This is a genomic window from Methylobacterium sp. Leaf399 (assembly GCF_001424525.1).
Classification (GTDB): Bacteria; Pseudomonadota; Alphaproteobacteria; order Rhizobiales; family Beijerinckiaceae; genus Methylobacterium.
Genome location: NZ_LMQK01000001.1, coordinates 286110 through 307646, shown reverse-complemented (window position 1 = coordinate 307646; position 21537 = coordinate 286110). Strand labels below are relative to the sequence as shown.

23 protein-coding genes are annotated in these 21537 nt (G+C 70.2%); 13 read left to right on the top strand and 10 right to left on the bottom strand.

The annotated features are described in order from the left end of the window. Position 1 precedes the first annotated feature (1 nt). Genes recO through ASG40_RS01530 form a run of 3 tightly spaced genes read right to left on the bottom strand, consistent with a single transcriptional unit; the run spans position 2 to position 2303 of the window. Positions 2-742, bottom strand: a complete 741-nt coding sequence (gene recO / locus ASG40_RS01540; protein ID WP_055879401.1) for a DNA repair protein RecO — start codon at positions 740-742, stop codon at positions 2-4. A 2-nt stretch (positions 743-744) separates the two neighbouring features. Further along, the gene (locus ASG40_RS01535; RefSeq protein ID WP_055879398.1) at positions 745-1209 is read right to left on the bottom strand and encodes a YaiI/YqxD family protein; all 465 of its coding nucleotides are present in this window, start codon (positions 1207-1209) and stop codon (positions 745-747) included. Beyond that, positions 1206-2303 carry an adenylate/guanylate cyclase domain-containing protein gene (locus tag ASG40_RS01530; protein ID WP_055879394.1) on the bottom strand — a complete coding sequence of 366 codons (1098 nt, stop codon included), beginning with the start codon at positions 2301-2303 and terminating at the stop codon, positions 1206-1208. The genes ASG40_RS01535 and ASG40_RS01530 overlap by 4 nt, the downstream gene beginning before the upstream one ends. Before the next feature lie 221 nt (positions 2304-2524). Between ASG40_RS01530 and ASG40_RS01525 the strand changes: the two genes are divergently transcribed. Together ASG40_RS01525 and ASG40_RS20920 are read left to right on the top strand one after the other, a co-directional pair. After that, a complete protein-coding gene (locus ASG40_RS01525; protein WP_055879390.1) occupies positions 2525-3364 on the top strand; it encodes an aldo/keto reductase in 840 nt (279 codons plus the stop codon). 491 nt (positions 3365-3855) lie between these two features. Beyond that, positions 3856-4449, top strand: coding sequence for a hypothetical protein (locus ASG40_RS20920; protein ID WP_156387497.1), 594 nt, complete (start codon positions 3856-3858; stop codon positions 4447-4449). Between the two features lie 337 nt (positions 4450-4786). On the opposite strand, the gene ASG40_RS01515 is transcribed toward ASG40_RS20920, so the two are convergent. Next, the gene (locus ASG40_RS01515) at positions 4787-6955 is read right to left on the bottom strand and encodes a transglycosylase domain-containing protein (RefSeq protein ID WP_055879383.1); all 2169 of its coding nucleotides are present in this window, start codon (positions 6953-6955) and stop codon (positions 4787-4789) included. Positions 6956-7172: 217 nt separating this feature from the next. Further along, a complete protein-coding gene (locus ASG40_RS01510; protein WP_055879381.1) occupies positions 7173-7427 on the bottom strand; it encodes a PilZ domain-containing protein in 255 nt (84 codons plus the stop codon). 202 nt (positions 7428-7629) lie between these two features. On the opposite strand from ASG40_RS01510, the gene ASG40_RS01505 reads away from it, so the two are divergent. The 7 genes from ASG40_RS01505 (at position 7630) to ssuD (ending at position 13900) form a co-directional block, all read left to right on the top strand. Beyond that, complete coding sequence (locus ASG40_RS01505; RefSeq protein WP_055879378.1) at positions 7630-7947, top strand: hypothetical protein; 318 nt, start codon at positions 7630-7632, stop codon at positions 7945-7947. Positions 7948-8077: 130 nt separating this feature from the next. After that, a complete protein-coding gene (locus ASG40_RS01500) occupies positions 8078-9124 on the top strand; it encodes a YeiH family protein (RefSeq protein ID WP_055881069.1) in 1047 nt (348 codons plus the stop codon). 328 nt (positions 9125-9452) lie between these two features. Beyond that, positions 9453-10034 (top strand): FMN reductase, encoded by a 582-nt coding sequence (gene msuE / locus ASG40_RS01495; protein ID WP_055879375.1) that lies wholly within the window; start codon positions 9453-9455, stop codon positions 10032-10034. Further along, positions 10031-10990, top strand: a complete 960-nt coding sequence (locus ASG40_RS01490; protein ID WP_055879373.1) for a sulfonate ABC transporter substrate-binding protein — start codon at positions 10031-10033, stop codon at positions 10988-10990. Before msuE ends, ASG40_RS01490 begins: the two co-directional genes overlap by 4 nt. Then, complete coding sequence (ssuC, locus tag ASG40_RS01485) at positions 10987-11778, top strand: aliphatic sulfonate ABC transporter permease SsuC (protein ID WP_055879370.1); 792 nt, start codon at positions 10987-10989, stop codon at positions 11776-11778. The genes ASG40_RS01490 and ssuC overlap by 4 nt, the downstream gene beginning before the upstream one ends. A gap of 84 nt (positions 11779-11862) precedes the next feature. Next, positions 11863-12696: an ATP-binding cassette domain-containing protein gene (locus tag ASG40_RS01480; RefSeq protein WP_055879367.1), complete on the top strand. Its 834-nt coding sequence runs from the start codon at positions 11863-11865 to the stop codon at positions 12694-12696. A gap of 40 nt (positions 12697-12736) precedes the next feature. Next, positions 12737-13900 (top strand): FMNH2-dependent alkanesulfonate monooxygenase, encoded by a 1164-nt coding sequence (gene ssuD, locus ASG40_RS01475; protein ID WP_055879364.1) that lies wholly within the window; start codon positions 12737-12739, stop codon positions 13898-13900. An 8-nt stretch (positions 13901-13908) separates the two neighbouring features. On the opposite strand, the gene ASG40_RS21575 is transcribed toward ssuD, so the two are convergent. The 3 genes from ASG40_RS21575 to ASG40_RS01465 form a co-directional block, all read right to left on the bottom strand. Then, the gene (locus ASG40_RS21575; RefSeq protein ID WP_200944178.1) at positions 13909-14085 is read right to left on the bottom strand and encodes a hypothetical protein; all 177 of its coding nucleotides are present in this window, start codon (positions 14083-14085) and stop codon (positions 13909-13911) included. Continuing rightward, complete coding sequence (locus tag ASG40_RS01470; protein WP_055879361.1) at positions 14082-15194, bottom strand: PepSY-associated TM helix domain-containing protein; 1113 nt, start codon at positions 15192-15194, stop codon at positions 14082-14084. The genes ASG40_RS21575 and ASG40_RS01470 overlap by 4 nt, the downstream gene beginning before the upstream one ends. Before the next feature lie 111 nt (positions 15195-15305). After that, positions 15306-17525 (bottom strand): TonB-dependent siderophore receptor, encoded by a 2220-nt coding sequence (locus tag ASG40_RS01465; protein ID WP_055881066.1) that lies wholly within the window; start codon positions 17523-17525, stop codon positions 15306-15308. Between the two features lie 278 nt (positions 17526-17803). Here ASG40_RS01465 and ruvC point away from each other — a divergent pair, with 278 nt between their 5' ends. Beyond that, on the top strand, positions 17804-18385 hold the full coding sequence (ruvC, locus tag ASG40_RS01460; RefSeq protein WP_055879358.1) for a crossover junction endodeoxyribonuclease RuvC: 582 nt from the start codon (positions 17804-17806) through the stop codon (positions 18383-18385). A gap of 12 nt (positions 18386-18397) precedes the next feature. Here the strand turns inward: ruvC and ASG40_RS01455 are convergent, their stop codons facing one another. Further along, complete coding sequence (locus ASG40_RS01455) at positions 18398-19018, bottom strand: YceI family protein (RefSeq protein ID WP_055879355.1); 621 nt, start codon at positions 19016-19018, stop codon at positions 18398-18400. 90 nt (positions 19019-19108) lie between these two features. On the opposite strand from ASG40_RS01455, the gene ruvA reads away from it, so the two are divergent. The 3 genes from ruvA to bfr all read left to right on the top strand — a co-directional run bounded on the left by ruvA (position 19109) and on the right by bfr (position 20806). Then, a complete protein-coding gene (gene ruvA, locus ASG40_RS01450) occupies positions 19109-19726 on the top strand; it encodes a Holliday junction branch migration protein RuvA (RefSeq protein ID WP_055879352.1) in 618 nt (205 codons plus the stop codon). 261 nt (positions 19727-19987) lie between these two features. Beyond that, on the top strand, positions 19988-20245 hold the full coding sequence (locus ASG40_RS01445) for a (2Fe-2S)-binding protein (protein WP_055879349.1): 258 nt from the start codon (positions 19988-19990) through the stop codon (positions 20243-20245). A gap of 63 nt (positions 20246-20308) precedes the next feature. After that, positions 20309-20806: a bacterioferritin gene (bfr, locus tag ASG40_RS01440; protein WP_055879346.1), complete on the top strand. Its 498-nt coding sequence runs from the start codon at positions 20309-20311 to the stop codon at positions 20804-20806. Between the two features lie 40 nt (positions 20807-20846). Here the strand turns inward: bfr and ASG40_RS01435 are convergent, their stop codons facing one another. After that, entirely contained in the window at positions 20847-21431 is a 585-nt protein-coding gene (locus ASG40_RS01435; protein WP_055879342.1) for a Uma2 family endonuclease, read from the bottom strand. Positions 21432-21537 lie beyond the last annotated feature (106 nt).

Sequence of the window (21537 nt, the reverse complement as noted above, 5' to 3'; positions counted from 1 at the left end):
ATCAACGGTCCGCGGCTTTGCCGAGCGCGACGAATCGCGCCCGCTCCTCCGGCGGCCTCAGGCCGCGCGGTCCCCAGACGTGCTGGTCGAGGAAGTATCCCGTCAAGGTAAACCCCTCCGTAACGGATCGCGCGTCGGGGGCTGCGATGCGCGCGTCCTCGCCGCGTGCGCGCAGGAAGGCCGGCAGGGCGAGCAGTTTTTCGCGGTAGGGCTCGCCCGCCGAGGCGCTGACGGCGCGTCCGCTGCGGGGCGAGACGTAGATCAGGGCGTCGTTGCCGCCGGTGGCGGCGCAGGCCGACAGGTCGAGGCCGAAGCCGAGTTCGGCGAGCATGGCGAGTTCGAACCGCACCATCAGGATCGGCGCCACCACTTCGTCCTGGAGGTGGGCCAGCAGCACCTGCGCCGCCGCGTAGAGGTCGGGATGGGGGTCGCGCTCGGGCAGCAGCCGCAGCAGGGCGGTCATGTGGCCGATGCCGTAGAGGGCCAGCGCCGACCCGATCAGGTTCAGGCCGGTGGCGGCGATCGGTTCGACCGCGAAGGCGCCGAGACTCTGGTCGAGGCGTGCCCGCCAGGTCACCCGGACGTGGTTGCCCGGCTGCAGCACCGGCTGCATTCGCCGCGAGCGGCCGCCGTGGACGAGGCCGAGGTGGCGGCCGTGGCCGGGCGTCAGCACGTCGAGGACGATGGCGGTCTCGCCGTTCCGGCGCAGGCCGATCACAAGCCCTTCGTCGGTCCACTGCATCGTCAGCCAAAGCCGCCGCGCTTCAGGCGCACCACGGTGCGGTCGAGGGCGCCGAGGTAGGCCGAGCGGTCCCGCGCCGAGAACGGTTTGGGGCCGCCGGTGATGGCGCCGGCCTCGCGCAGGTCCTGCATCAGGTTGCGGGTGGCCAGCGCCATGCCCACGGAGTTCTCGCTGAACGGCTTGCCGGTGGGGGCCAGCACCTCGGCGCCCGCCTTCACGCAGCGGTTGGCCAGGGGCACGTCGGAGGTGATCACGATGCTGCCCGGCCGCGCCCGTTCGGCGATCCAGTCGTCGGCGGCGTCGAACCCGTCGGAGACCACCACCCGCTCGATCCAGTCGGCGCGGGGCAGCTGCATGTAGCTGTTGGCGACCACCACCACGCGGAGGCCGTAGCGTTCGGCGACGCGGTAGGTCTCGTCCTTCACGGGGCAGGCGTCGGCGTCGATGTAGACGACGATGGCGCTCATCGGGCCGAGGCCGCGATCCGGGAGGGGACGACCTCCTCCGCCCGCCCCTGCGCCGCGATCGCCTCCGGCTGGGCGGGGGCGCCCCGCTCGAGGGTCGAGACGCTGAGCGGGGCGCCGCGCCCGCGCAGGGCATGGGCGCCGAGCGAGCGGGCGCTGATGCCCGGCGGCAGGCCGCCCAAACGTGCGAGCAGGTCGTCCGAGATTAGGATCTCGGTGCCGAGCGGCCGGCACAGGGTCTCGATCCGGGCGGTGACGTTCACGGTGTCGCCGAAATAGGCGATCTTGTGCCGGTCGACCCCGACTTCGGCCGTCACCACGGAGCCGCCGTGGAGGGCGGCGCGCAGGCGCGGCACGGTGCCGAAGCGGGCCTTCCAGATCTCCGCCTCCGCCTCCAGCCGGTCGAGCACGTCGAACACGCAGGCCACGCAGCGCCCGCGCTTGAGGCCGCGCTCCATCGGCCAGGTGATCATCGCCATGTCGCCGATGTAGTCGTCGGTGGAGCCGAGGTTGCGTCGCACCGGCTCGGCCATGGCGGCGAAGATGGCGCCGAGATAGGCCTGGGCCTTGAGGTCGCCATGGGTCTCGGCGAAGGCGGTGGAGCCGACCACGTCGAGGAACAGGAAGATGCGCTCCTCGCGCACCGGCCGGTGGTAGCGCCCGACGAGGAAGTTCACGAACACCTCGCCCCCGATGAGGTCGCGCATGCGGATCACGAACACCAGCAGCGCCGAGACGGCCAGCGAATAGGCCAGCACCCGCGGGGTGATCCGCACGGCGTCGGCCAGGCTGTCGTGGGTGAGCCCGAGGGCCCAGACCACGACGCCGCCGACGGCGATGCCCAGCGCGATCATCAGGACGTAGGCGATCTCGGCCGCGGGCACGTAGAACCAGGCCGGGAGCCGGCGCATCCGCGCCTGGAGGCCGGCCAGGATCAACCCCCGGTCGAAGGCCAGCACGGTGCCGCCGACGGCCAGGCCGTAGGCGAGGCCGGCCAGCGGCGTCGCCCCGGCGGCGAACAGCATGTTGTAGAGCAGCCCCGCCCCGCCGCAGGCGAGGAGGATCACGACCCAGAACCAGCGGTGCTGCGGCAGCATCAGGACACCGCCCGAGCGGGCCGGGCCCCGACGCGTGCGCCGCCCGGCCGGCCGTCGCGACGTTGGAGCGGGGCGGGCAATCTCACGGTCGGTCCTCGGTGATGCTGCGATACGCCGCCCTGTGCGTTGCATCCAAGCCGGTTCCTTGATCACCGGCGCATGATGGCGTGAATAAGGCCGCGGGGCGTCCCGGGGTCGGCGATGGACGGAGCCTTGAACCGATGGCGGAACGGGAATTCGGACGGGGCGGACCGCGCGTCCCGGTGATCGGGCAGGGCACCTGGGGCATCGACGCGGGCCCGCGCGACCAGGCGGTGGCGGCGCTGCGGGCCGGGCTCGATGCGGGCCTGACCCATATCGACACCGCCGAGATGTACGGCGGCGCCGAGGCCATCGTCGGCGAGGCCATCGCCGGCCGGCGCGACGCGGTCTTCCTGGTCTCGAAGGTGGTGCCGGACCACGCCACCCGGGCCGGCGTGGTCAAGGCCTGCGAGGCCTCCCTCGGGCGCCTGGGCACCGACCGGCTCGATTGCTACCTGCTGCACTGGCCAGGCCGGCATCCCCTGGCCGAGACCATCGCCGGGTTCGAGGACCTCAAGGCGGCCGGCAAGATCCTGGCCTGGGGCGTGAGCAATTGCGATGTCGCCGAGCTCGACGAGGCGCTGAGGATCGCCGGCCCCGGCGTAATTGCCTGCAACCAGGTGCTGTACCACCTCGGGCAGCGGGCGATCGAGCATGCGGTGATCCCCTGGTGCCGGGCCAACGGCGTCGCGGTGGTGGGCTATTCGCCCTTCGGCAGCGGCTCCTTCCCGCGCCCCGCCACCACCGGCGGCCGCGTCCTCGCCAAGGTCGCCGCCCGCCACCGCACCACGCCCTACGCCGTCGCCCTGGCGTTCCTCACCCGGCTCGAGGGCGTGTTCACGATCCCCAAGACCGCACGGGCGGACCGCGCCGTCGAGAACGCGGCGGGCGCCGCGCTGGTTCTGGACCGGGACGACCTCATGGCCATCGACGCGGCTTTTCCGCGTGGGACGCAGCCGCGTAGTTTGCCGATGCTTTAGGGTGAAGCTCGATCGGTGTGGCGGCCGAGCGACTGGAATGGGTGGGAAGCGGAAGCTATCGACTCGTCTCAAAGCGGACATTCCGCCTCCGGCCCAACTCGGACGTTGTGTTGGAGCTGCCGTTAGCGCCAGGCCTGCCTGGAGGAGACGTCTAGATCGGATCCACTGTTTTTGGACGGGTAACGCCCTAGATCCCTCAAATGACATTTCAGATCGATTTTATAAAAGATGTAGCCGCGCGTTGCGTCGAGAAACTGGCGGAGGCTGGTTACACCCCTACCTTGGCCGATGACGAGGATGCAATCTACACTTACGTTAGTATCCGGCATCGCCGTGTCCGACCCCAACCCCGCGCTGTTCACAAGGCTGCGTACACGGTCCCACCGCACCTAATCGGTGGGGAGCAACAGCTGCTAGCGAAGGTTGCGTCCGGCGGTGACTTGTGGCCGCATCAGAGCCGTAAGATTGGCAATTTATCCGTCGAGGATGGGATGCTCAATGACTATGGCATCCAACATTTCCATCTTGGGACGAGGCCCGACCCCCGGCGTCCGCACTTGATCGAAGGTACCAAGGAGCTGTTGTTTGCGATCGTGAAGGATCGCGATTTCTACGCCATTGGTATCTACGACCATGATGACTGGACAAAGCGTGCTTTGCTGGACGTAGTCCACGCAACTTGGCCGGAACTTACGGAGCCCTATACCCTGAAAGATAGTCCTCACATGAAGGTGCTGGGCTTACGTCACAACTACACTGATGACGAGGTAAAGAAGCTTCGGGGATCTGGCGTCAACGCGCTGCAACAGCGCCCCGACGGCAAGGTCCAGATCGGCATGGGCGGGGGTGTAGCTTCGGATAGTACCAGCTTGGCCGTTCGCCGAGAAACAGATGTCCTGATTGTTCAAGTCGAGGAGCTTCAGAAGACCGTCGTCGAAGCGCTGAGCCAGCATGTGACGGCTGGCCACCTTCCGGCCGATTCGTCGGTACGTGTGGTCTGGGATGCAGATACAATTTACGCGGTCCCTAACCCCGCAGTTTTCAAAGTCAACATCACCGGCAGGTTGAAGATCCCGCCGTTGTAAAGCGGCAAGGACGGCGAAAACTAATCCGCCTGCGACTTTGGCTTTTTGCCCATGTGGGCAGTAGGTCTCTGGTTCACAAAGCGACCCATATGCGGACGTTCTCAACTTCGGCAAAGGGTCGCAAGCAGCCATCGCAGAGGCAACCTGATCGAGGTCAGATCCTCAGGCGCTGCGCCGCCGCCCTTCCGCTTCGACGGGATGGCTTATACGGTTTCCGCTTGGATCGAGCGGGAACCGCATCACCGAGCCCGCGCGGCGCCTGAGCGAAGCCCATGTCCGCATCACGAAGTGATCAACCGGAAGTGGTAATACTGCGTAGAGGCGCGTCGCCTCGCCGCTACTCGCCCACCCCGAAAAGCTTCTCCAAAAAGTTGCGGTCGTCCTGGCTCGGGCCGCGGGCGCGCTGGTTGGCGGCGGCGACCTTGGCCGGGGCGGGGGGCTGTTCGCCGAGCAGGGCGCCGATGAGGCCGCCCGGGGTGCTGCCGGTGACGGCGGGCGCCTCGGCCGGGCCGCGCTGGCGCCAGCGGCCGGCGCCCGGCAGCATCGTCGGGCTCTGGCCCTTGAGGGCGGTGGTCATGTAGGTCTTCCAGACCTCGCCGGGCAAATTGCCGCCCGAGACCTTCTTGGTCGGCTCGCCGTCGTCGTTGCCGAGCCAGACGCCGGTCACCAGGGTCGCGGAATAGCCGATGAACCAGGCATCGCGAAAGTCCTGGCTGGTGCCGGTCTTGCCGGCGAGATCCCAGCCGGGGATCTCGGACTTCCTGGCGGTGCCCGAGACGAAGGTCTCGTGCATCATCGCGTTCATCATCGAGACGGCGTTGGGCTCGATCACCCGGCCGAGGCCGCCCTCGGGGCGCTTGTAGAGCATCTTGCCCTCGGCCGATTTCACGCTCGACACCACGTAGGGAATGACGCCGGTGCCGCCGTTGGCGAAGGCGGCGTAGGCGCCCACGAGTTCGAGCGGCGTCACCTCGGAGGTGCCCAGCGCGATGGAGCCGTTGGCCTGGAGCGGTGAGGCGATGCCGAGGCGTTGGGCCGTCTGCACCACCGCCTTCGGGCCGACCTCCTGGCCGAGGCGCACCGCCACGGTGTTGAGGGAGAGCGCCAGCGCCTCGCGCAATGACACCGGCCCGCGATAGTCGCGAGAATAGTTCTCGGGCGACCAGCCCTTGATGCTGACGGGGGAATCGTCGCGCACGCTGTCGGGGGAGAGGCCGCGCTCCACCGCCGCGAGGTAGACGAACGGCTTGAAGGCCGAGCCCGGCTGGCGCTTGGCGGTGGTGGCGCGGTTGAACTGGCTCAGGGCGTAGTCGCGCCCGCCGATCAGCGCGCGGATCGCCCCGTCGGGCTTCATCGAGACCAGGGCGCCCTGGGCCACGTTGTAGCGTGCGCCCTTGAGGGTGAGCTCGTCCACCAGGGCCTTCTCGGCCGCCCCCTGGAGGCCGGTGTCGACGGTGGTCTGGACGACGATGTCGCTCTCGAACTTCGGCACGTAGTCGTCGAGGACGTCGATCACGAGGTCGGCGACGTAGTTGGCCGAGCCGCCCCCGCCCGAGCGCGCCGGCCGGGCCGGGTTCGCCAGCGCCAGCTTCACGTCGGCGGGCTTGGCGAAACCCAGCTCCTCCATGGCGGCGAGCACCTGGGCGGCCCGCGCCTGGGCGGCGGGCAGGTTGCGGTTGGGCGCCAGCCGCGAGGGCGCCTGCACGAGTCCGCCGAGCATGGCGGCTTCGGCCAAAGTGACGGCCTTGGCCGGCTTGCCGAAATAGCGCTGCGCCGCCGCTTCGACGCCGTAGGCGCCGGCCCCGAAGTAGACCCGGTTGAGGTAGAGTTCGAGGATCTCGTCCTTGGTGTAAGTGTGCTCCAGCCAGAGCGCCAGGATCGCCTCCTGGATCTTTCGCGAGGCGGAGCGTTCCGGGGTCAGGAACAGGTTCTTGGCGAGCTGCTGGGTGAGGGTCGAGCCGCCCTGCGAGACGCCGCGGCGGGTGACGTTCTGCGCCATGGCGCGGGCGATGCCGACGGGGTCGACGCCCAGATGCGAGTAGAACCGCCGGTCCTCGATCGCCACGAAGGCGCGGGGCAGGGTGGGGGGCAGTTCCTTGATGCTCACCACCCGGCCGCCGGTCTCGCCCCGGTTGGCCAGCAGCGAGCCGTCGCTGGCCAGGATCGCGATGTTGGGCGGGCGCTTGGGCACCTTGAGCTGGTCGATCGGCGGCAGGCGCGAGGCGTGGTAGGCGATGAGCCCGGCCAGCCCGATCACGCCCCACAGCCCCAGTACGACGCCGGCATAGACGATCCGCCCGAGGAAGGAGCGACGGCGCCGCCCCTTCTTGATGGCCGGGGTCCGGCGCGGGGAAGGCTTCATGTCCGGCTTATCCCTGCGCCCGGCCCCGCCGGCGCGATCGTCCCGCGACAGGCGCAGGTCGAGCCGCGACGAACCGGGATGGCGTCCCTCCGGCACGTCGAAATTCGGTTCGCCCCTGTCGCCGCGTCCGCGTCCATTCGCCATGCGCCTTCGTCGTCCCCCCGAAAGGTCTCGCCCCGACAGGTCTCGCCTCGAAAGGTTCGGCCGGATCGGCGCCGCGACGGGCCGGGGCGCGAGCCCCCCGATGCCGCATCGCGCGCCGAATGGACCCGCAGACGCAGTGGTAAATGCGGCAGGTTTAAGGGGTCTTAAGCATCCGGTTTCCGAGGCTCGGGCCGGGCGGACGACCCGCGCGGGCCGGTCAGAGCGGTCGCTGGCGGAAGTGCGCGCCGATGGTCTCGTCGTCCCGCCACGCCACCATGCAGATCCGGGCGCCCTCGATGCAGGGCGCGGTGAGGACGAAGGTCTGCGGCACCGCGTCGGTACCCGGCAGCGTCAGGCGAACCCCCGACTGGGACAGGTCGTAGACGATGCAGGGCAGGGAGGTGTGTTCGTCGACGGCGATCGAACCGACCTCGTCAAAACGGGAGCGCGGGGACTGGCGGCGGTCGAGCATGTCGAGGATCCTGTCGCGTCTGATCCTCAGCATGTCACCCGTGCATTTAAGGAATGGCGCGGGAAAAGCGTCGTCTTGTCGGTATCATGCCGGTTCGGCCCACCCCGCGATGCGGTGGCGGACCGGGGGCTCGCGGGCCGCGAATTGCCTCGCGGCCGGGGCTTGCGGCTGCAAAACCCGGCCGTTCGGGTATAATGGGGCCATGGACAACATCATCCGCCCCACGTTCGGAGCGCCGCGCCCCGAACCACAGCGTCCCGAGCCGCGCATCCAGGTCACCACGGAGCGGGTCTACGGCGAGGCCCACGGCTACCGGGTCTGCCTCGTGCGGGGCGACGACGCCCCGGAGGGCGACGTGCTCAAGGTCGCCGTCGGGCTGACCACGGGCATGGAGGTCAGCACCGTCGCGATCCTGCCGGCGACCGAGGCCGGCGAGACCGACGCCGAGCTCGTCGCCCTGGCGGTGCTGCGGGCGCTCAGCCTCGTGGAGGTCGAAACGGTGCCGCCCCGCGGGGCCTGAGACCGGCGTCTCGCCGGCCCGATCGATCGATCTACGCGATCGAAAGCATCGCAACGTTCCATTGGAGTGCATGAGTGCGCGGTGCCATCGTGGCGTTCCGAAAGGAACGTCCATGACGACGCCGCGCCCGATGCTCGTAGTCCCCTCCGCGCCACCGTTGCGGCCGCGCCCGTTCGCCGCCCTCGGTGCCATCGCCCCCGGGCTCGGCCTGTGCCTCGCGGTGGCCGCCGCGGCCTCGGCGGCCGCCGCGCTCCAGGCCCGGCTGTGGGGGCGTCCCTGGCTCGACGCGGTCGTGCTGGCCATCCTGCTGGGAACGGCCTTGCGGTCGCTCCGGACGCCGTCGGCGCGGTGGCAGGCGGGGATCGACGTCTGCGCCAGGACGGTGCTGGAGATCGCCGTGGTGCTGCTCGGCGCCTCCCTCAGCCTGGGGACGCTGACGGCGGCGGGGCCGGGGCTGCTCGTCGGCATCGCCGGGGTCGTCGCCGTGGCGATCGCATCCGGCTACGCCATCGGCCGGGCGCTCGGCCTGCCGCACCGCATGGCCACGCTGATCGCCTGCGGCAACGCGATCTGCGGCAACTCCGCCATCGCCGCCGTGGCGCCGGTGATCGGCGCGGACGCGGACGACGTGGCCGCCGCCATCGCCTTCACGGCGGTGTTCGGCGTCCTGGCCGTGCTCGGCCTCCCCGTGCTGGTGCCGCTGCTCGACCTGTCGCCGGAGGCCTATGGCGCCCTGGCCGGTCTCACCGTCTACGCCGTGCCCCAGGTCCTGGCCGCCACGGCGCCGGTCTCGCTGGCGAGCGTCCACATCGGCACCCTCGTGAAGCTGGTGCGCGTGCTGATGCTCGGCCCGGTGGTGCTGGCTCTGTCCCTGCGCACCGGCGGCAAGGGCCGGCCGAACGGCCTCCCGATCCGCCCCCTCGTGCCTTGGTTCATCCTGGGCTTCCTCGCCCTGGCGGGCCTGCGCTCGGCCGGGGCGATCCCCGAGCCGGCGCTGCCGCCGATCGCCGACGGTGCGGCCTATCTGACCGTGGTCGCCATGGCGGCCCTGGGGCTCGGCGTCGACATCCGCGTCGTGGCCGGCGCCGGGCCGAGGGTGACGCTCGCCGTCGTCGGCTCGCTCCTCGTGCTCGTCGCCCTCAGCCTCGGGCTTCTGGCCATCCTGGGCATCCACTGACCGATGCGACGGAGCGCTGCGGACCCGCCTCCACCGTGTTCTTTTTAGCGAACGATACGCCCTCGGATCAGATGGTGGTTTTCGTCGGTGCTGTGGCCGATGGCCGGGATGGCGTCACGTTTTCCTCCGTTTCGGGAGAAAGTTCTGGCGGATCGCCGCCCGGGATATCAGCGCTCTCCCAAACGGCGTTCTTTCGAAAGGACGTTTCATTGACGGTGAAGCGGGACCTCGCGACAATCGTGGCCATCGAGACGCGGGCGAGCGGCGGCGTCGCCGACGCCCCGGTCCGTCCCGACGTCGTCCCGTTCCAGTCCGAAAGGCACGCCCCGTGGCCCGTCCCAGACTCGTCGGCTTCAGTGCCAACATCCAACGGCCCTCCAAGACGCGCACCCTGGTCGAGGCGATCGCCGATCGCGCGGCGGGGGAGGTCGCCCTCGATATCCGTCTCTTCGACATGGTCGATGCCGGCCCCGCCCTGGGATCGGCCTGGTCCCGGGACGCCCTGTCCCTGCCCGCCCGGAGGATCGTCGAGGCCATCGAGGAGGCCGATGCCCTCGTGGTCGCCTCGCCGGTCTACAAGGGCGCCTACACCGGCCTGTTCAAGCACCTGTTCGACCTCGTTGGGCCGGACGCCTTGATTGACACGCCCGTGGCGATCGCGGCCACCGGCGGCGGCCCCCGCCACGCCCTCGTCGTCGAGCACGCCTTTCGTCCGCTGTTCGGCTTCTTCGGCGCGCAGACGATCCCCACCGCCGTCTATGCCAGCGACGCGGACTTCCAGGACGGCGTCCTGCGCGACGACGGCGTGATCCAGCGCGTCGCGGACGCGGGCGGGCAACTCGCCCGCGCCATCCTGAGCCGGTCCGCCTCCGCCGCGGACAGCCTCGCGCTCAGGAGCGCCGTGCGATGATCGACCGGCGCCTCCTCCTCGCCATGGGCCTGTCGGCGGCCGCGGCCTCGCCCCTTCGGGCCGCCGAGACCGGTGTCCTCCGCATCGGCTACCAGAAGAACGGCATCCTCGTCGTCGCCAAGCAGCAGGGGGTGATCGAGGCCCGCCTGAAACCGCTCGGCGTCGGCGTGCGCTGGTCGGAGTTCTCCGCCGGGCCGCCGCTCCTCGAGGCGCTCGGGCTCGGCAGCATCGATCTGGGCCAGACCGGCGACGCCCCGCCGGTCTTCGCGCAGGCCGCCGGCGCCAACCTCGTCTATGCCGCCGCACAGCCCGGCGGCGGCTCGGGTTCGGCGATCCTGGTGGCCGCCGCTTCGCCCATCCGCACGGTCGCCGACCTCAAGGGCAAGCGCGTCGCCTTCGCCAAGGGGTCGAGCGCCCACAACTTCATCGTCGTCGCCCTCGAGAAGGCGGGGCTCGGCTACGGCGACATCGAGCCGGTCCATCTCACCCCCGCCGACGGGGCGGCCGCCTTCAGCCGCGGCGCCGTCGACGCCTGGACCGTGTGGGACCCGTATTTCGCCATCGCCGAGCGGGCTCCGACCACCCGCATCCTCCAGCGCGTCTCGGACCTGATGGAGACGCACAACTACTTCCTGGCCAACGCCGACACCGCCCGGCAGCAGCCGGCGGTCCTCGCCGCCGTCCTCGACGTGCTGGCGGAGGTCGCTTCCTGGTGCGAGGCCAACCGCTCCGAGGTCGCCGCCGCCCTTTCCAAGGTGACGAACGTGCCCCTCGACGCCTCGCAGCGCGCGGTCGAGCGCATCCGCTTCACCATCGCGCCGATGGCGCCGGGAACGATCGCCGACCAGCAGAGGGTGGCCGACCGCTTCCACGGCCTCGGGCTCATCGCCAGGCCCGTCCGCGTCGCGGACGCGGTCTGGACTCCACCCGCCGACGCCAGGTTCGGCCGAGGATGAGCGCCGTGTCGTTCCCTCGCCTGCGCGTTCACGCGGCCCGCTTCGTACCTTGGCTGGTGCCGGCGGCGATCATCCTCGGCTGGCAGGCCGCGGCCTCGACCGGGCTCGTCTCGACCCGGTTCATGCCCGCCCCCGCCGACGTCGTCGCGGCCGGCTGGCAGGCGGGACGCAGCGGCGAACTCTGGACCAACCTCTGGGTCAGCTTCCTGCGCGCGGCGAGCGGCTTCCTCGTCGGCGGGACGATCGGGTTCGCCCTGGGCCTCGCCAACGGCCTGTCGCAGCTCTCCGAAAAGCTCACCGACACCACCCTGCAGATGGTGCGCAACATCCCGCACCTGTCGCTGATCCCGCTGGTCATCCTGTGGTTCGGCATCGACGAGGAGGCCAAGCTCTTCCTCGTGGCCATCGGCGTGTTCTTCCCGATCTACGCCAACACCCTGCACGGCATCCGCTCGGTGGACCCGCAGCTGGTGGAGATGGGGCGGACCTACGGCATGTCGCCCCTGACCCTGTTCCGGCGCGTGGTGCTGCCCGGCGCCCTGCCGTCGATCTTCGTGGGCCTGCGCTACGCGCTCGGCATCATGTGGCTGACGCTGATCGTGGCCGAGACGATCTCGGCCTCCTCGGGGCTGGGCTACATGGCGATGCAGGCGCGCGAGTTCATGCTCGTGGACGTCGTGGTGCTGGCCATCGTGATCTACGCCCTGCTTGGCAAGATCGCCGACACCCTGACGCGGGTCCTCGAGCGCACCTTCCTCGCCTGGAACCCGGCCTACCGGACGATCTAACGACGCGATGCCGGGCGGCGCGTGCCCGCCCCAGCCGACACGAGCCCCCTTCTCCTCGCCTCGACCAACAGCCGGACCCCGTCCATGACCGCAACGACCCTGTCGCGCACGATCGACGCACCGACCGTCCGCACGGCCCCCCGTCCGCAGGAGACCGGGCCCGCGGCGTCGGCCACCGGCGTCGCCGTCACCCTGCGGGGCCTCGCCAAATCCTTCGACGGGCACCGGGTGATCGAAGGCCTCGACCTGCACATCCCGGCCGGGCAGTTCGTGGCCGTCGTCGGGCGCTCGGGCTGCGGCAAGAGCACCCTGCTGCGTCTCGTCCTCGGCCTGGAGCAGCCCAGCGCCGGCCGCATCGCGTTCGACACCGCCGGGGCCCTGCGCGCGCCCACCAAGCGCATCATGTTCCAGGAGCCGCGCCTGCTGCCCTGGGCGAAGGTGGTCGACAACGTCGCGGTGGGCCTCGGCGAAGGCGTCCCGCGGGCGGAGCGCCGCACCCGGGCGCAGGCGGCCCTGGCCGAGGTCGGCCTGACCGAGAAGGCGGGCAACTGGCCCGCCACCCTGTCCGGCGGCCAGCGCCAGCGCGTCGCCCTGGCCCGGGCCCTCGTCAGCCGGCCCGGCCTGCTGGCCCTCGACGAGCCGCTCGGGGCGCTGGACGCCCTCACCCGCATCGACATGCAGGACATGATCGAGCGGATCTGGCGGGCGCAGGGTTTCACCGCGATCCTCGTGACCCACGACGTCGCCGAGTCCGTGGCGATGGCCGACCGCATCCTCGTCGTCGAGGACGGCCGCATCGCCCTCGACCTCACGGTGGACGTCCCCCGTCCGCGGCGGCGGGGCGACGCCGCCCTGGCGGCGCTGGAGGGCCGCATCCTCGATCACCTGCTGCGCGAGCGCGCGCCGGCTCGCACCTGAGCTCGCCGTGCGTTCCCGGCCACCCCAACGGAGAATCCCCATGACCGCCGAGACCGACGTCCTCTGGTTCCTGCCCACCCACGGCGACGGCCGCTACCTCGGCGCCCAGGAGGGTGCGCGCGCCGTCACGCAGTCCTACCTCCGGCAGATCGCGCAGGCGGCCGACGAACTCGGCTACTACGGCGTGCTCCTGCCCACCGGCCGCTCGTGCGAGGACTCCTGGGTGGTGGCCTCGTCCCTGGTACCGCTGACCAAGCGCCTGCGCTTCCTCGTGGCCGTGCGCCCGGGCCTTCAGGAGCCCGCCATGGCCGCGCGCATGGCCGCGACCCTCGACCGGATCTCGGATGGGCGCCTGCTCATCAACGTCGTCACCGGCGGCGACCCGGTGGAGCTGCGCGGCGACGGCGTCTTCCTCGACCACGACGAGCGCTACGTCGTCACCGACGAGTTCCTGCACATCTGGCGCGGGCTGATGGCGGGCGAGACGGTCTCCTTCGAGGGCAAGCACCTCAAGGTGGAGGAGGGCCGGGTGATCTTCCCGCCCGTGCAGAAGCCGTATCCGCCGCTGTACTTCGGCGGTTCCTCGCCGGCCGGCATCGAGGTCGCCGCCGAGCATTGCGAGGTCTACCTCACCTGGGGCGAGCCCCCCACCGGTGTGGCGGAGAAGATCGCGAAGGCGCGTGAGGCGGCGGACCGGAAAGGAAAAACCTTCTCCTACGGCATCCGCCTCCACGTCATCGTGCGCGAGACAGAGGGCGAGGCCTGGAATGCCGCCGAGAACCTGATCTCGCGCCTCGACGACGCCACGATCGCCAAGGCGCAGGCGACCCTCAAGCGGCAGGATTCGGTGGGCCAGAGCCGGATGATGGCCCTGCACGGCGGCGACCGCACCAAGCTCGAGGTCTCGCCCAACCTCTGGGCCGGTGTCGGCCTCGTGCGCGGCGGCGCCGGCACGGCGTTGGTCGGTTCTGCCGATCAGGTCGCCGACCGGATGAAGGAGTACATCGATCTGGGGATCGATCGCTTCATCCTGTCGGGCTATCCCCACCTGGAAGAAGCCTATCGCTTCGCCGAACTGGTCTTCCCCAAGCTGCCCCTGCGCGCCACCACCGGCGTGCCCGCCAGCGGTGCGCGCAACGACGGCCCGTTCGGTGAGGTCATGGCCAACGATATCGCCCCGAGCCGGCGCATCGCCGCCCACTGAACGGCAACTCAGCCGGGGCGGCGGCGCCTCGCGAAGCGCAGGAGGTGCCACGCCAGGAGCAGCAGCGGCACGCCCAGGGCCAGCCAGGAGATCGGCGGACCGGCCTCCTCGAACAGCAGCGCACTGAGGAGGCCCGCCACGGTGAGCAGCGCGACGAGGGCCGGGATCGCGAAGACGCGCCTCACCGCGCCTCCGCCAGGGCGAAGGCGGCGGCCCCGGCGCTACGCCGGCGGGTCCACCAGAGGTAGAGGCCGCTGCCCAGCACGACGATCGCGACGATGTCGAGGGCCGCCCAGATCAGCTTGAGGGGCATTCCGCCGTAGTCGCCGAAATGCAGGGGCTGCGACACCAGGATCGCGGTGAGATACCACGGCAGGGTCCGGGTGTCGGCCACGGCCCCGGTACCGGCATCGAGGAGCACCGGCTGGAGCAGCTTCGAGGTCAGCGGCGTCGAGCCCTTCAGGAACACGCCGTAGTGGCGGGCGGTGCTGAAGCCGCTGCCGGGAAAGGCGATGAAGGCCGCCTCCATGCCCGGTGCCGCCTCCCGCGCGGTGGCGAGCACGCGGTCGAGGGAGGCTTTGGCCGTTACCGCCGGCTCGCCGCGGTGGGCCAGCGTCATCGCATCGAGTTCGGTGGCCTTCCAGCGCCCGATCAGCGGTTCGGACAGGGTGTTGATCACGCCGGTCAGCCCCACCACCGCGAGCCAGGTCGCGGTGACGATGCCCATGAGGTTGTGGACGTCGAGCCAGGCGGTGCGCCGCCGCGGCCGGATGGTGCCGAAGGCCAGGCGCCGGGTGAACGGCCAGTACAGCACCACTCCCGACACGATCGCCGCCACGAGCAACGTTCCCATCGCGCCGAGGAAGAGCTTGCCGGGCAGGCCGGCGAACATGTCGACGTGGAGGCGCAGCACCACCTGCATCAGCGCGCTCGACGCCGGCCCGAGCTTTTCCGCCCGCGCCGCGTCGTAGTTCACGGTGATCGAGTCGTTGGGGTGGCTGCCGGCGGTCGCGTTGAGGATGACGAAGGCGAGGCCCGGCTCGTGCTCGTCCCAGCCGATGTACTGGATCACCCGGCCCGGATGATCGGCGAGCGCTCTGGCCGCCAGGGTGTCGACGGAGGCCGGGGCGCCCGCCGTGAGCGGCGCCGGCGCGGCCACCCCGAGCCAGCCGTCGATCTCGTGGTGGAAGATCAGCGGCAGCCCGGTGAGACACAGAAGCAGCATGAACACGGTCGAGACGAGGCTCGTCCAGGTATGGACGACGGCCCAGGCACGGGTGGTGGCTGGTTTCATGCGGTCACCGATATCCGCCTAGTGTGTTCACGCGGAAGGCGCTCCCCTCCCCACCAGGAGGAGAAGAGCGGCGCGAGCCGGACCACCGGATCCTTTTCTCTGCTCACCCTCTCACCAGCGGTAGCCGAGGCTGGCCGTGATGCGCCGCTGCTCGCCGTAGAAGCAGGCGGTGGCGGTGGAGCAGGACGAGACGAAGCGGCGGTCGCCGGCGTTCTGGATGTTCAGCGCCGCCCGCCAGCCGTCGCGCTCGTAATGGACCGCGGCGTCGAACAGCACGTATTCGGATACCCGCAGGGTGTTGGCGACATCGGCGAAGGACTCGCCGACGTAGCGCACGCCGCCGCCGAAGCCGAAGCCCTTCCACGCGCCGAAGGGGATCGTGTAGTCGCCCCACAGCGAGGCGAAGGTCTGCGGGATGCCCACCGGCACCTTCCCGAGGTCGAGGGTGGTGCCCTCCACCGTCTTGAGGTCGTAGCTCGTCACCGCCGCCACGACGTTGAGGCCTTCGACGAGGTTGGCGGTGAACGAGGCCTCGACGCCGCGCGAGCGCACCGCGCCGATCTGGAGGTTGGTGAAGACGTTGGCCGGGTTGGGCGTCAGCACGTTCGAGCGCTGCAGGTCGAAGGCCGCCACCGTGAAGAAGCTGTTCCACCCCACCGGCTGGAACTTGGCGCCGACCTCGATCTGGTCGCCACGGTCGGGCTTGAACGGGTTGCCGGCGGCATCCGTGCCCACCGTCGGGTTGAACGAGGTGCCGTAGGTGACGTAGGGCGCCAGCCCGTTGTCGAAGTTGTAGATCAGGCCGAGGCGACCGGTGAAGGCGCTGTCGTCGCCGCGCACCGCCGTACCCGCCAGCTTGTTCACCACGTCGTTGGTGACGAAATCCTGCCGGCCGCCGATCAGGAAGGTCAGCCGCTCGGTGAGGCGGATCTGGTCCTGGGCGTAGAGGCCGAGCTGCTGCAGGTTCTGGTTGGCGACGAGGTAGGGCAGCGGCCGGGCCGAGGCCTGGAAGTAGCGCGGCGACAGGATGTTGATCGAGGGCACCGGGAACGTCGAGGCCTGGTTGTCGAACAGGCTGTAGTTCTTGTAGTCGATACCCATCAGCACGGTGTGGCCGAACAGCCCGTCCGAGAAGCGCGCCTCGGCCTGGTTGTCCACGGCGAAGGTGCCGGCGTGCGGGGTGGTCAGGAAGCCGTAGCGGGCGAGCTCGGTCTGCGCGGTATTGGCGTAGCCGTTGCCGACGTAACGCTGGTCCTGAACCTCGGTGAACGAATAGCGAAGGTTCTGGCGAACGGTCCAGACGTCGCTCAGATGGGTCTCGAACTCGTAGCCGACGTTGGCCTGGTTGCGGGTGTAGCCGTCGACGAGGGGATCGCTGGAGTTGAAGCGGCGGTCGATCCGGATGCCGAGCGCCTGGGGCCGGACGGTGCCGAGGTAGGGCAAGAACTGCGCGATACCGCCGGCCTCGTCGCGCTGGAAGCTCGTGAGCAGGGTGAAGGTGGTCGCCCCGTCCGGCTTATAGGTGAGGCTGGGCGCGATGTAGTAGCGGTCGTCCCCCGCCAGGGCGACGGGGGCGTCGGCCTTCTGCACCCGGCCGGTGACCCGGTAGAACCAATGACCCGACTGATCGACCGGGCCGCCGACGTCGAACGCCGCGTAGACCTGGTTGAACGAGCCGCCGCCGACCTCGACGTAGCGGAGCGGGTCGAGGGGCGGGCGCTTCGAAACGATGTTGACAAGGCCGCCCACCGGGCTGCCGCCGAACAGGGTGGCGGAGGGGCCGCGCAGCACCTCGATGCGCTCGGCGCCGAAGGCGTCGACCTTGTAGTTGGCGAACCCCGTCTGAAAGAGCTGCAGCCCGTCCCGGTACAGCCCACCCTCGGTGGCCGAGAAGCCGCGGATGATGAACCAGTCCACCCGCGGGTCCTGGCCGAACTGGTTGGCGAAGATGCCGGGCGTGTAGCGCACCGCCTCCGAGACCGTCTGGGCGGCCTGGGCGCGGATCTGCTCGGTGCCGACCACGCTGATCGACTGGGGCGTGCGGATCAGCGGCGTGTCGGTCTTCGTGGCGGTGGCGCTGGTGGTGGCGACGTAGCCGCTGACCGGACCCTTGGCCGTCTCGATGCCCCGTGGCGTGCCCGGTGTGCCGAGCCCCGCCCCGCCGCGGCCGTCGCCTTCGATGCGCAACTCGTCGAGGGTGACGCTGCCGCCAGCAGGCGCGCGGGCCTCCTGCGCCTGCGCGACGCCGACGGCCAGCGGGATCGACGCCGCCAGGGCCGACCGGCGCAGGGCGCCGAGGGCCGCACGTCGCACGAGGGGGTGGGATGGCATGGGAAGGCTCCGCATTCGGCAGCCGAACGGGCTCGCGCGATCGGCGAGGGGCTCGGGCTCCGTTCTTTTGAATGAAACTAAAGTACTGTTTTAAAAGGCATTTTCGAATCGCGTTTTATGTATGCACCGCACCGAAGGCAAGCCGCGTCGCTCAGGCGTCCGGTTCGGGGCGGCCCGCCGTGACATTCGCGTATCACCCCGGTCGACTCAGGGATCCGCATCCGTTCATGATATGTTTCGAAAGACAGCGGCAGGGTCCGCGTGGCAGGGAGAGTGCGATGACCAGCCAGGCCCCGACCCGTATCCTCGGCATCGACCCGGGCCTGCGCCGAACCGGCTGGGGCCTGATCTCGGTGGTCGGGACCAAGCTCGCCTACGTCGACTGCGGGGTCGTGACCTCGGACGGCGACCTGCCGCTGGCCCTGCGACTGCGCGAGTTGCACGAGGGGATCAGCCGGATCGTCCAGGGGTTCGCCCCCGACGAGGTCGCGGTGGAGGAGACCTTCGTCAACAAGGACGCTCAGGCGACGCTCAAGCTCGGGCACGCGCGGGCCATCGCCCTGCTGGTGCCGGCCCTGGCCGGCCTGCCGGTGTTCGAATACGCCGCCAACCTCGTGAAGAAGACCGTGGTCGGCTCGGGCCACGCCGACAAGGCGCAGATCCAGGCGATGGTGATGTTCCTGATGCCCAAGGCGGAGTTCAAGACCGCCGACGCCGCCGACGCCCTCGCCATCGCCGTGACCCACGCCAGCCATCGCGGCGCGCATGCGATCCGGCGGCGGCACGCGCCCGGCGCGGTGGCCGGGCCGGGGGCGGCGCGCATCGCGGCGGCCCTGGCCAAGGCGGTGGCGAAAGGCTGACGGGCGCCGAGGTCAGGGCGTCGGGGTCGCGGCCTTGAACTCGCCCTCGAGACGCAGGGTCACCTCGTCGCCCACCGCCGGCAGGAAGGCGGTGATGCCGAACTCCGACCGCTTGATCACCGCGCGTCCGTCGAAGCCCACCGTGTAGCGCCGGTCGATCGGGTTGACGCCGGACTGGTTGAAGGTGGCGTCGAAGGCGACGGGCCTGGTGACGCCCTTCAGGGTGAGATCTCCCGTGACGCGCGCGGTGGTGGGGCTGGTGGGCTCGATGCCGGTGCCGGTGAAGGTGGCGGCGGGAAAGCCCGCGACGGCGAAGAAGTCGGGCCCGCGCAGGTGGGCGTCCAGCGCCGCGTTGATGCCGCTGATGCTGGCCATGCCGATGGTGGCGGTGAGGCGGCTCCTGGCGGGCTCCTTCGGGTCGAGGTCGAGCTTGGCGGCCACGTCTGTGATCTGGCCGTAATAGGTGGAATACCCCAGGTGGCTGACCGACCAGGTGATCTTGCCGTGCGCCGGATCGAGGACGTAGGCCCCGGCCCGGACCTTGGTGGGGTCGGCGCTCGGAGCGGCGTCCTCCTGCGCGCGGGCGCCCGCCGTGGCGAGCAGGACGAGGGCGATCACGGGCAGGCGCATCATGCGGGCATCCTCGAAGAGCGTGTCTGAGTGTGGCTGGAAGTCCTGTGGGGGTCATCTACAGGAACGTGCGGCGAGGGTAAGGGACAACGCATGATCGGCAAGCTGAAGGGCGTGGTGGACTCGCTCGGCGAGGACTTCGCCATCATCGACGTGAACGGGGTCGGCTACGTGGTGCATTGCTCCGCCCGCACGCTGCAGCGCCTGCCCGTCGTCGGCGAGGCCGCCGCCCTGTCCATCGAGACCCATGTCCGCGAGGACATGATCCGCCTCTACGGCTTCCGGTCCGACGCCGAGCGCGAGTGGTTCCGCCTGCTCCAGGGCGTGCAGGGGGTGGGGGCCAAGGTGGCGCTCGCGGTGCTGTCCGTCCTCGAGCCGCCGGCGCTGGCCACCGCCATCGCCACGGGCGACAAGACCGGCATCAGCCGGGCACCCGGCGTCGGACCGCGCCTCGCCGCCCGCCTCGTCGCCGAACTCAAGGACAAGGCGCCGGCCTTCGCGTCCCTCGACCCGGCCGTCCTCGCCCTGGCCGGCGCCGTCGAGGACCGCACCGCGCCGCAACCGGCGGCCGATGCGGTCTCGGCCCTGGTCAACCTCGGCTACGCCCCGGTCCAGGCCTCCTCCGCCATCGCCGCCGCCCTGCGCGAGGCCGGGGAGGGCGCCGAGACCAAGGTGCTGATCCGCCTCGGCCTGCGCGAACTCGCCCGCTGACGGATTGTCGCCGGCCGGCGTCGGCCGGGTCGGCCGGTATCCCTCCGTCGTGCGTCCACACCGATGCGGGCCCTGCGTGCGGCTCATGGCTCGGCATGAGGGGGCCCAATCGGCTTGCGGGCCGCGCAGAGACCCGCTAAGTTGTTGAAAGAACAGTAGATTTCAATCGTTCTAAAAAGACGGGCAAGTGAATGTCGGTGCTCAGAAAAGGCCGGTCCGTAGGGGTGTCCTCCTCCGTGCGTCTCGCTTGAGGGGCCGCACATGATCGTGTGTTCCTGCAACGTCCTGTCCGACGGCGCCGTGCGCGCCTGCCTCGACCGGGGTGCCGACTGCCCGCGCACGCCGGCCCAGGTCCACGCCTGTCTCGGCTGCAGCCCCAAGTGCGGCCGATGCGCCCGCACCATCCGGGCGATCATGCAGACGGCCCTCGCGGAGGCCGCGCATACCTGCGCGACGGGTTGCGCAACCGGCTGCTCTCTGGTCAAGGTCGCACCAGCGGAGGCGGACATCGCCGCGTGAGCCGGGCCCGGCTCTCGCGGCGATGTCACGCCTCGTAGGCGTGACGCTCAGGGAGACGGGCACATGAAGGGTGATACCAAGGTCGTCGAGTACCTCAACCGCGGCCTGCGCAGCGAGTTGACGGCGGTCAGCCAGTACTGGCTGCACTTCCGCATGCTGAACGACTGGGGCTACATCGACCTCGCCAAGTTCTGGCGCAAGGAGTCGATCGAAGAGATGAACCATGCCGATCGCTTCGTCGATCGCATTCTGTTCCTCGACGGCTTCCCCAACCTGCAGGAACTCGATCCCCTGCGCATCGGCCAGAACGTCGAGGAGATCATCGCCTGCGATCTCGCCGCCGAGACCGAGGCCCGCGCCCTCTACCTCGAGGCCGCGCAGTACTGCGATTCGATCAACGACCGCGTCTCCAAGCAGCTGTTCGAGGCGCTGGCCGCGGACGAGGAAGGCCACATCGACTTCCTCGAGACGCAGCAGACCCTGATCTCCCAGATCGGCCTGCCGCTCTACGCCCAGAAGCACATCGGCGGCCTCGAGCCGATCGCCCCGGAAGCCGACTGAGCTTTGGCATCACGGCCCGCGGCGCCCCGGCGCCGCGGGTTCAATCGACGATGACCCGGCGGTAGATGTCCCGCAGGGTAAGAGACGCACCGATCGCCGGCAGGTCGAGGGTGGCGTCGAGCCCCTCCAGGGCGCGGTAGCCGCTCCAGCTGCCGTCGGTGCGATCGAACGCCTCCACCCTCGCCCGGTCGCGGGTGACGAGCACGTAGTGCTGCAGCGATGCGAGCCGCTGGTAGACGCGCCATTTCTCGAAACGGTCGCGTGCCTCGGTACCGGGCGAGAGCACCTCGAACAGCACGGTGGCGTCATCGACCGATGTGGCGCCCGGTTCGAGGTCGCCGCAGACCACGAGGACGTCGGGCAGCATCGCCGCGTCGAGCGCACGGTTCTTCATGAAGAAGGTCTCGGTGAAGGTCTGGCAGGACGAGCCCGCCGCCACGAACCCGTTTTCGAGGTGCCGCGCGATGTTCTGGACGATGCGGCCATGCTCCCAGCGGGCGCCGACCATCATCCGCACGACCCGGCCGCCGATGAGCTCCCAGCGCTCGTTGCGCGGCTTGTCCGCCAGCATCTCCTCGAAATCGTCGAGGCTCATCGTCTCGAAAAGCTGTGACGCGTCACCCATGGCGGACCTCGCAAGCGAGCGGCGCCGGGCTCGCACCTCGGCGGCCGCAAGTGTAGCGCGATCCTCGCGGGTGTGCGACATCCGGCGGCCTGTCCCCCCTCGATCG

Coding starts and splice junctions, on each gene's coding strand:
- recO (WP_055879401.1), bottom strand. CDS start 742: ATGCAGTGGACCGACGAAGGGCTTGTGATCGGCCTGCGCCGGAACGGC.
- ssuC (WP_055879370.1), top strand. CDS start 10,987: ATGAGCGCCGTGTCGTTCCCTCGCCTGCGCGTTCACGCGGCCCGCTTC.
- ASG40_RS01530 (WP_055879394.1), bottom strand. CDS start 2,303: ATGCTGCCGCAGCACCGCTGGTTCTGGGTCGTGATCCTCCTCGCCTGC.
- ASG40_RS01470 (WP_055879361.1), bottom strand. CDS start 15,194: ATGAAACCAGCCACCACCCGTGCCTGGGCCGTCGTCCATACCTGGACG.
- bfr (WP_055879346.1), top strand. CDS start 20,309: ATGAAGGGTGATACCAAGGTCGTCGAGTACCTCAACCGCGGCCTGCGC.
- ruvC (WP_055879358.1), top strand. CDS start 17,804: ATGACCAGCCAGGCCCCGACCCGTATCCTCGGCATCGACCCGGGCCTG.
- ruvA (WP_055879352.1), top strand. CDS start 19,109: ATGATCGGCAAGCTGAAGGGCGTGGTGGACTCGCTCGGCGAGGACTTC.
- ASG40_RS01500 (WP_055881069.1), top strand. CDS start 8,078: ATGCTCGTAGTCCCCTCCGCGCCACCGTTGCGGCCGCGCCCGTTCGCC.
- ASG40_RS01435 (WP_055879342.1), bottom strand. CDS start 21,431: ATGGGTGACGCGTCACAGCTTTTCGAGACGATGAGCCTCGACGATTTC.
- ssuD (WP_055879364.1), top strand. CDS start 12,737: ATGACCGCCGAGACCGACGTCCTCTGGTTCCTGCCCACCCACGGCGAC.
- ASG40_RS01515 (WP_055879383.1), bottom strand. CDS start 6,955: ATGGCGAATGGACGCGGACGCGGCGACAGGGGCGAACCGAATTTCGAC.
- ASG40_RS01525 (WP_055879390.1), top strand. CDS start 2,525: ATGGCGGAACGGGAATTCGGACGGGGCGGACCGCGCGTCCCGGTGATC.
- ASG40_RS01510 (WP_055879381.1), bottom strand. CDS start 7,427: ATGCTCGACCGCCGCCAGTCCCCGCGCTCCCGTTTTGACGAGGTCGGT.
- ASG40_RS01490 (WP_055879373.1), top strand. CDS start 10,031: ATGATCGACCGGCGCCTCCTCCTCGCCATGGGCCTGTCGGCGGCCGCG.
- ASG40_RS01465 (WP_055881066.1), bottom strand. CDS start 17,525: ATGCCATCCCACCCCCTCGTGCGACGTGCGGCCCTCGGCGCCCTGCGC.
- ASG40_RS20920 (WP_156387497.1), top strand. CDS start 3,856: ATGCTCAATGACTATGGCATCCAACATTTCCATCTTGGGACGAGGCCC.
- ASG40_RS01535 (WP_055879398.1), bottom strand. CDS start 1,209: ATGAGCGCCATCGTCGTCTACATCGACGCCGACGCCTGCCCCGTGAAG.
- ASG40_RS01505 (WP_055879378.1), top strand. CDS start 7,630: ATGGACAACATCATCCGCCCCACGTTCGGAGCGCCGCGCCCCGAACCA.
- ASG40_RS01455 (WP_055879355.1), bottom strand. CDS start 19,018: ATGATGCGCCTGCCCGTGATCGCCCTCGTCCTGCTCGCCACGGCGGGC.
- ASG40_RS01445 (WP_055879349.1), top strand. CDS start 19,988: ATGATCGTGTGTTCCTGCAACGTCCTGTCCGACGGCGCCGTGCGCGCC.
- ASG40_RS01480 (WP_055879367.1), top strand. CDS start 11,863: ATGACCGCAACGACCCTGTCGCGCACGATCGACGCACCGACCGTCCGC.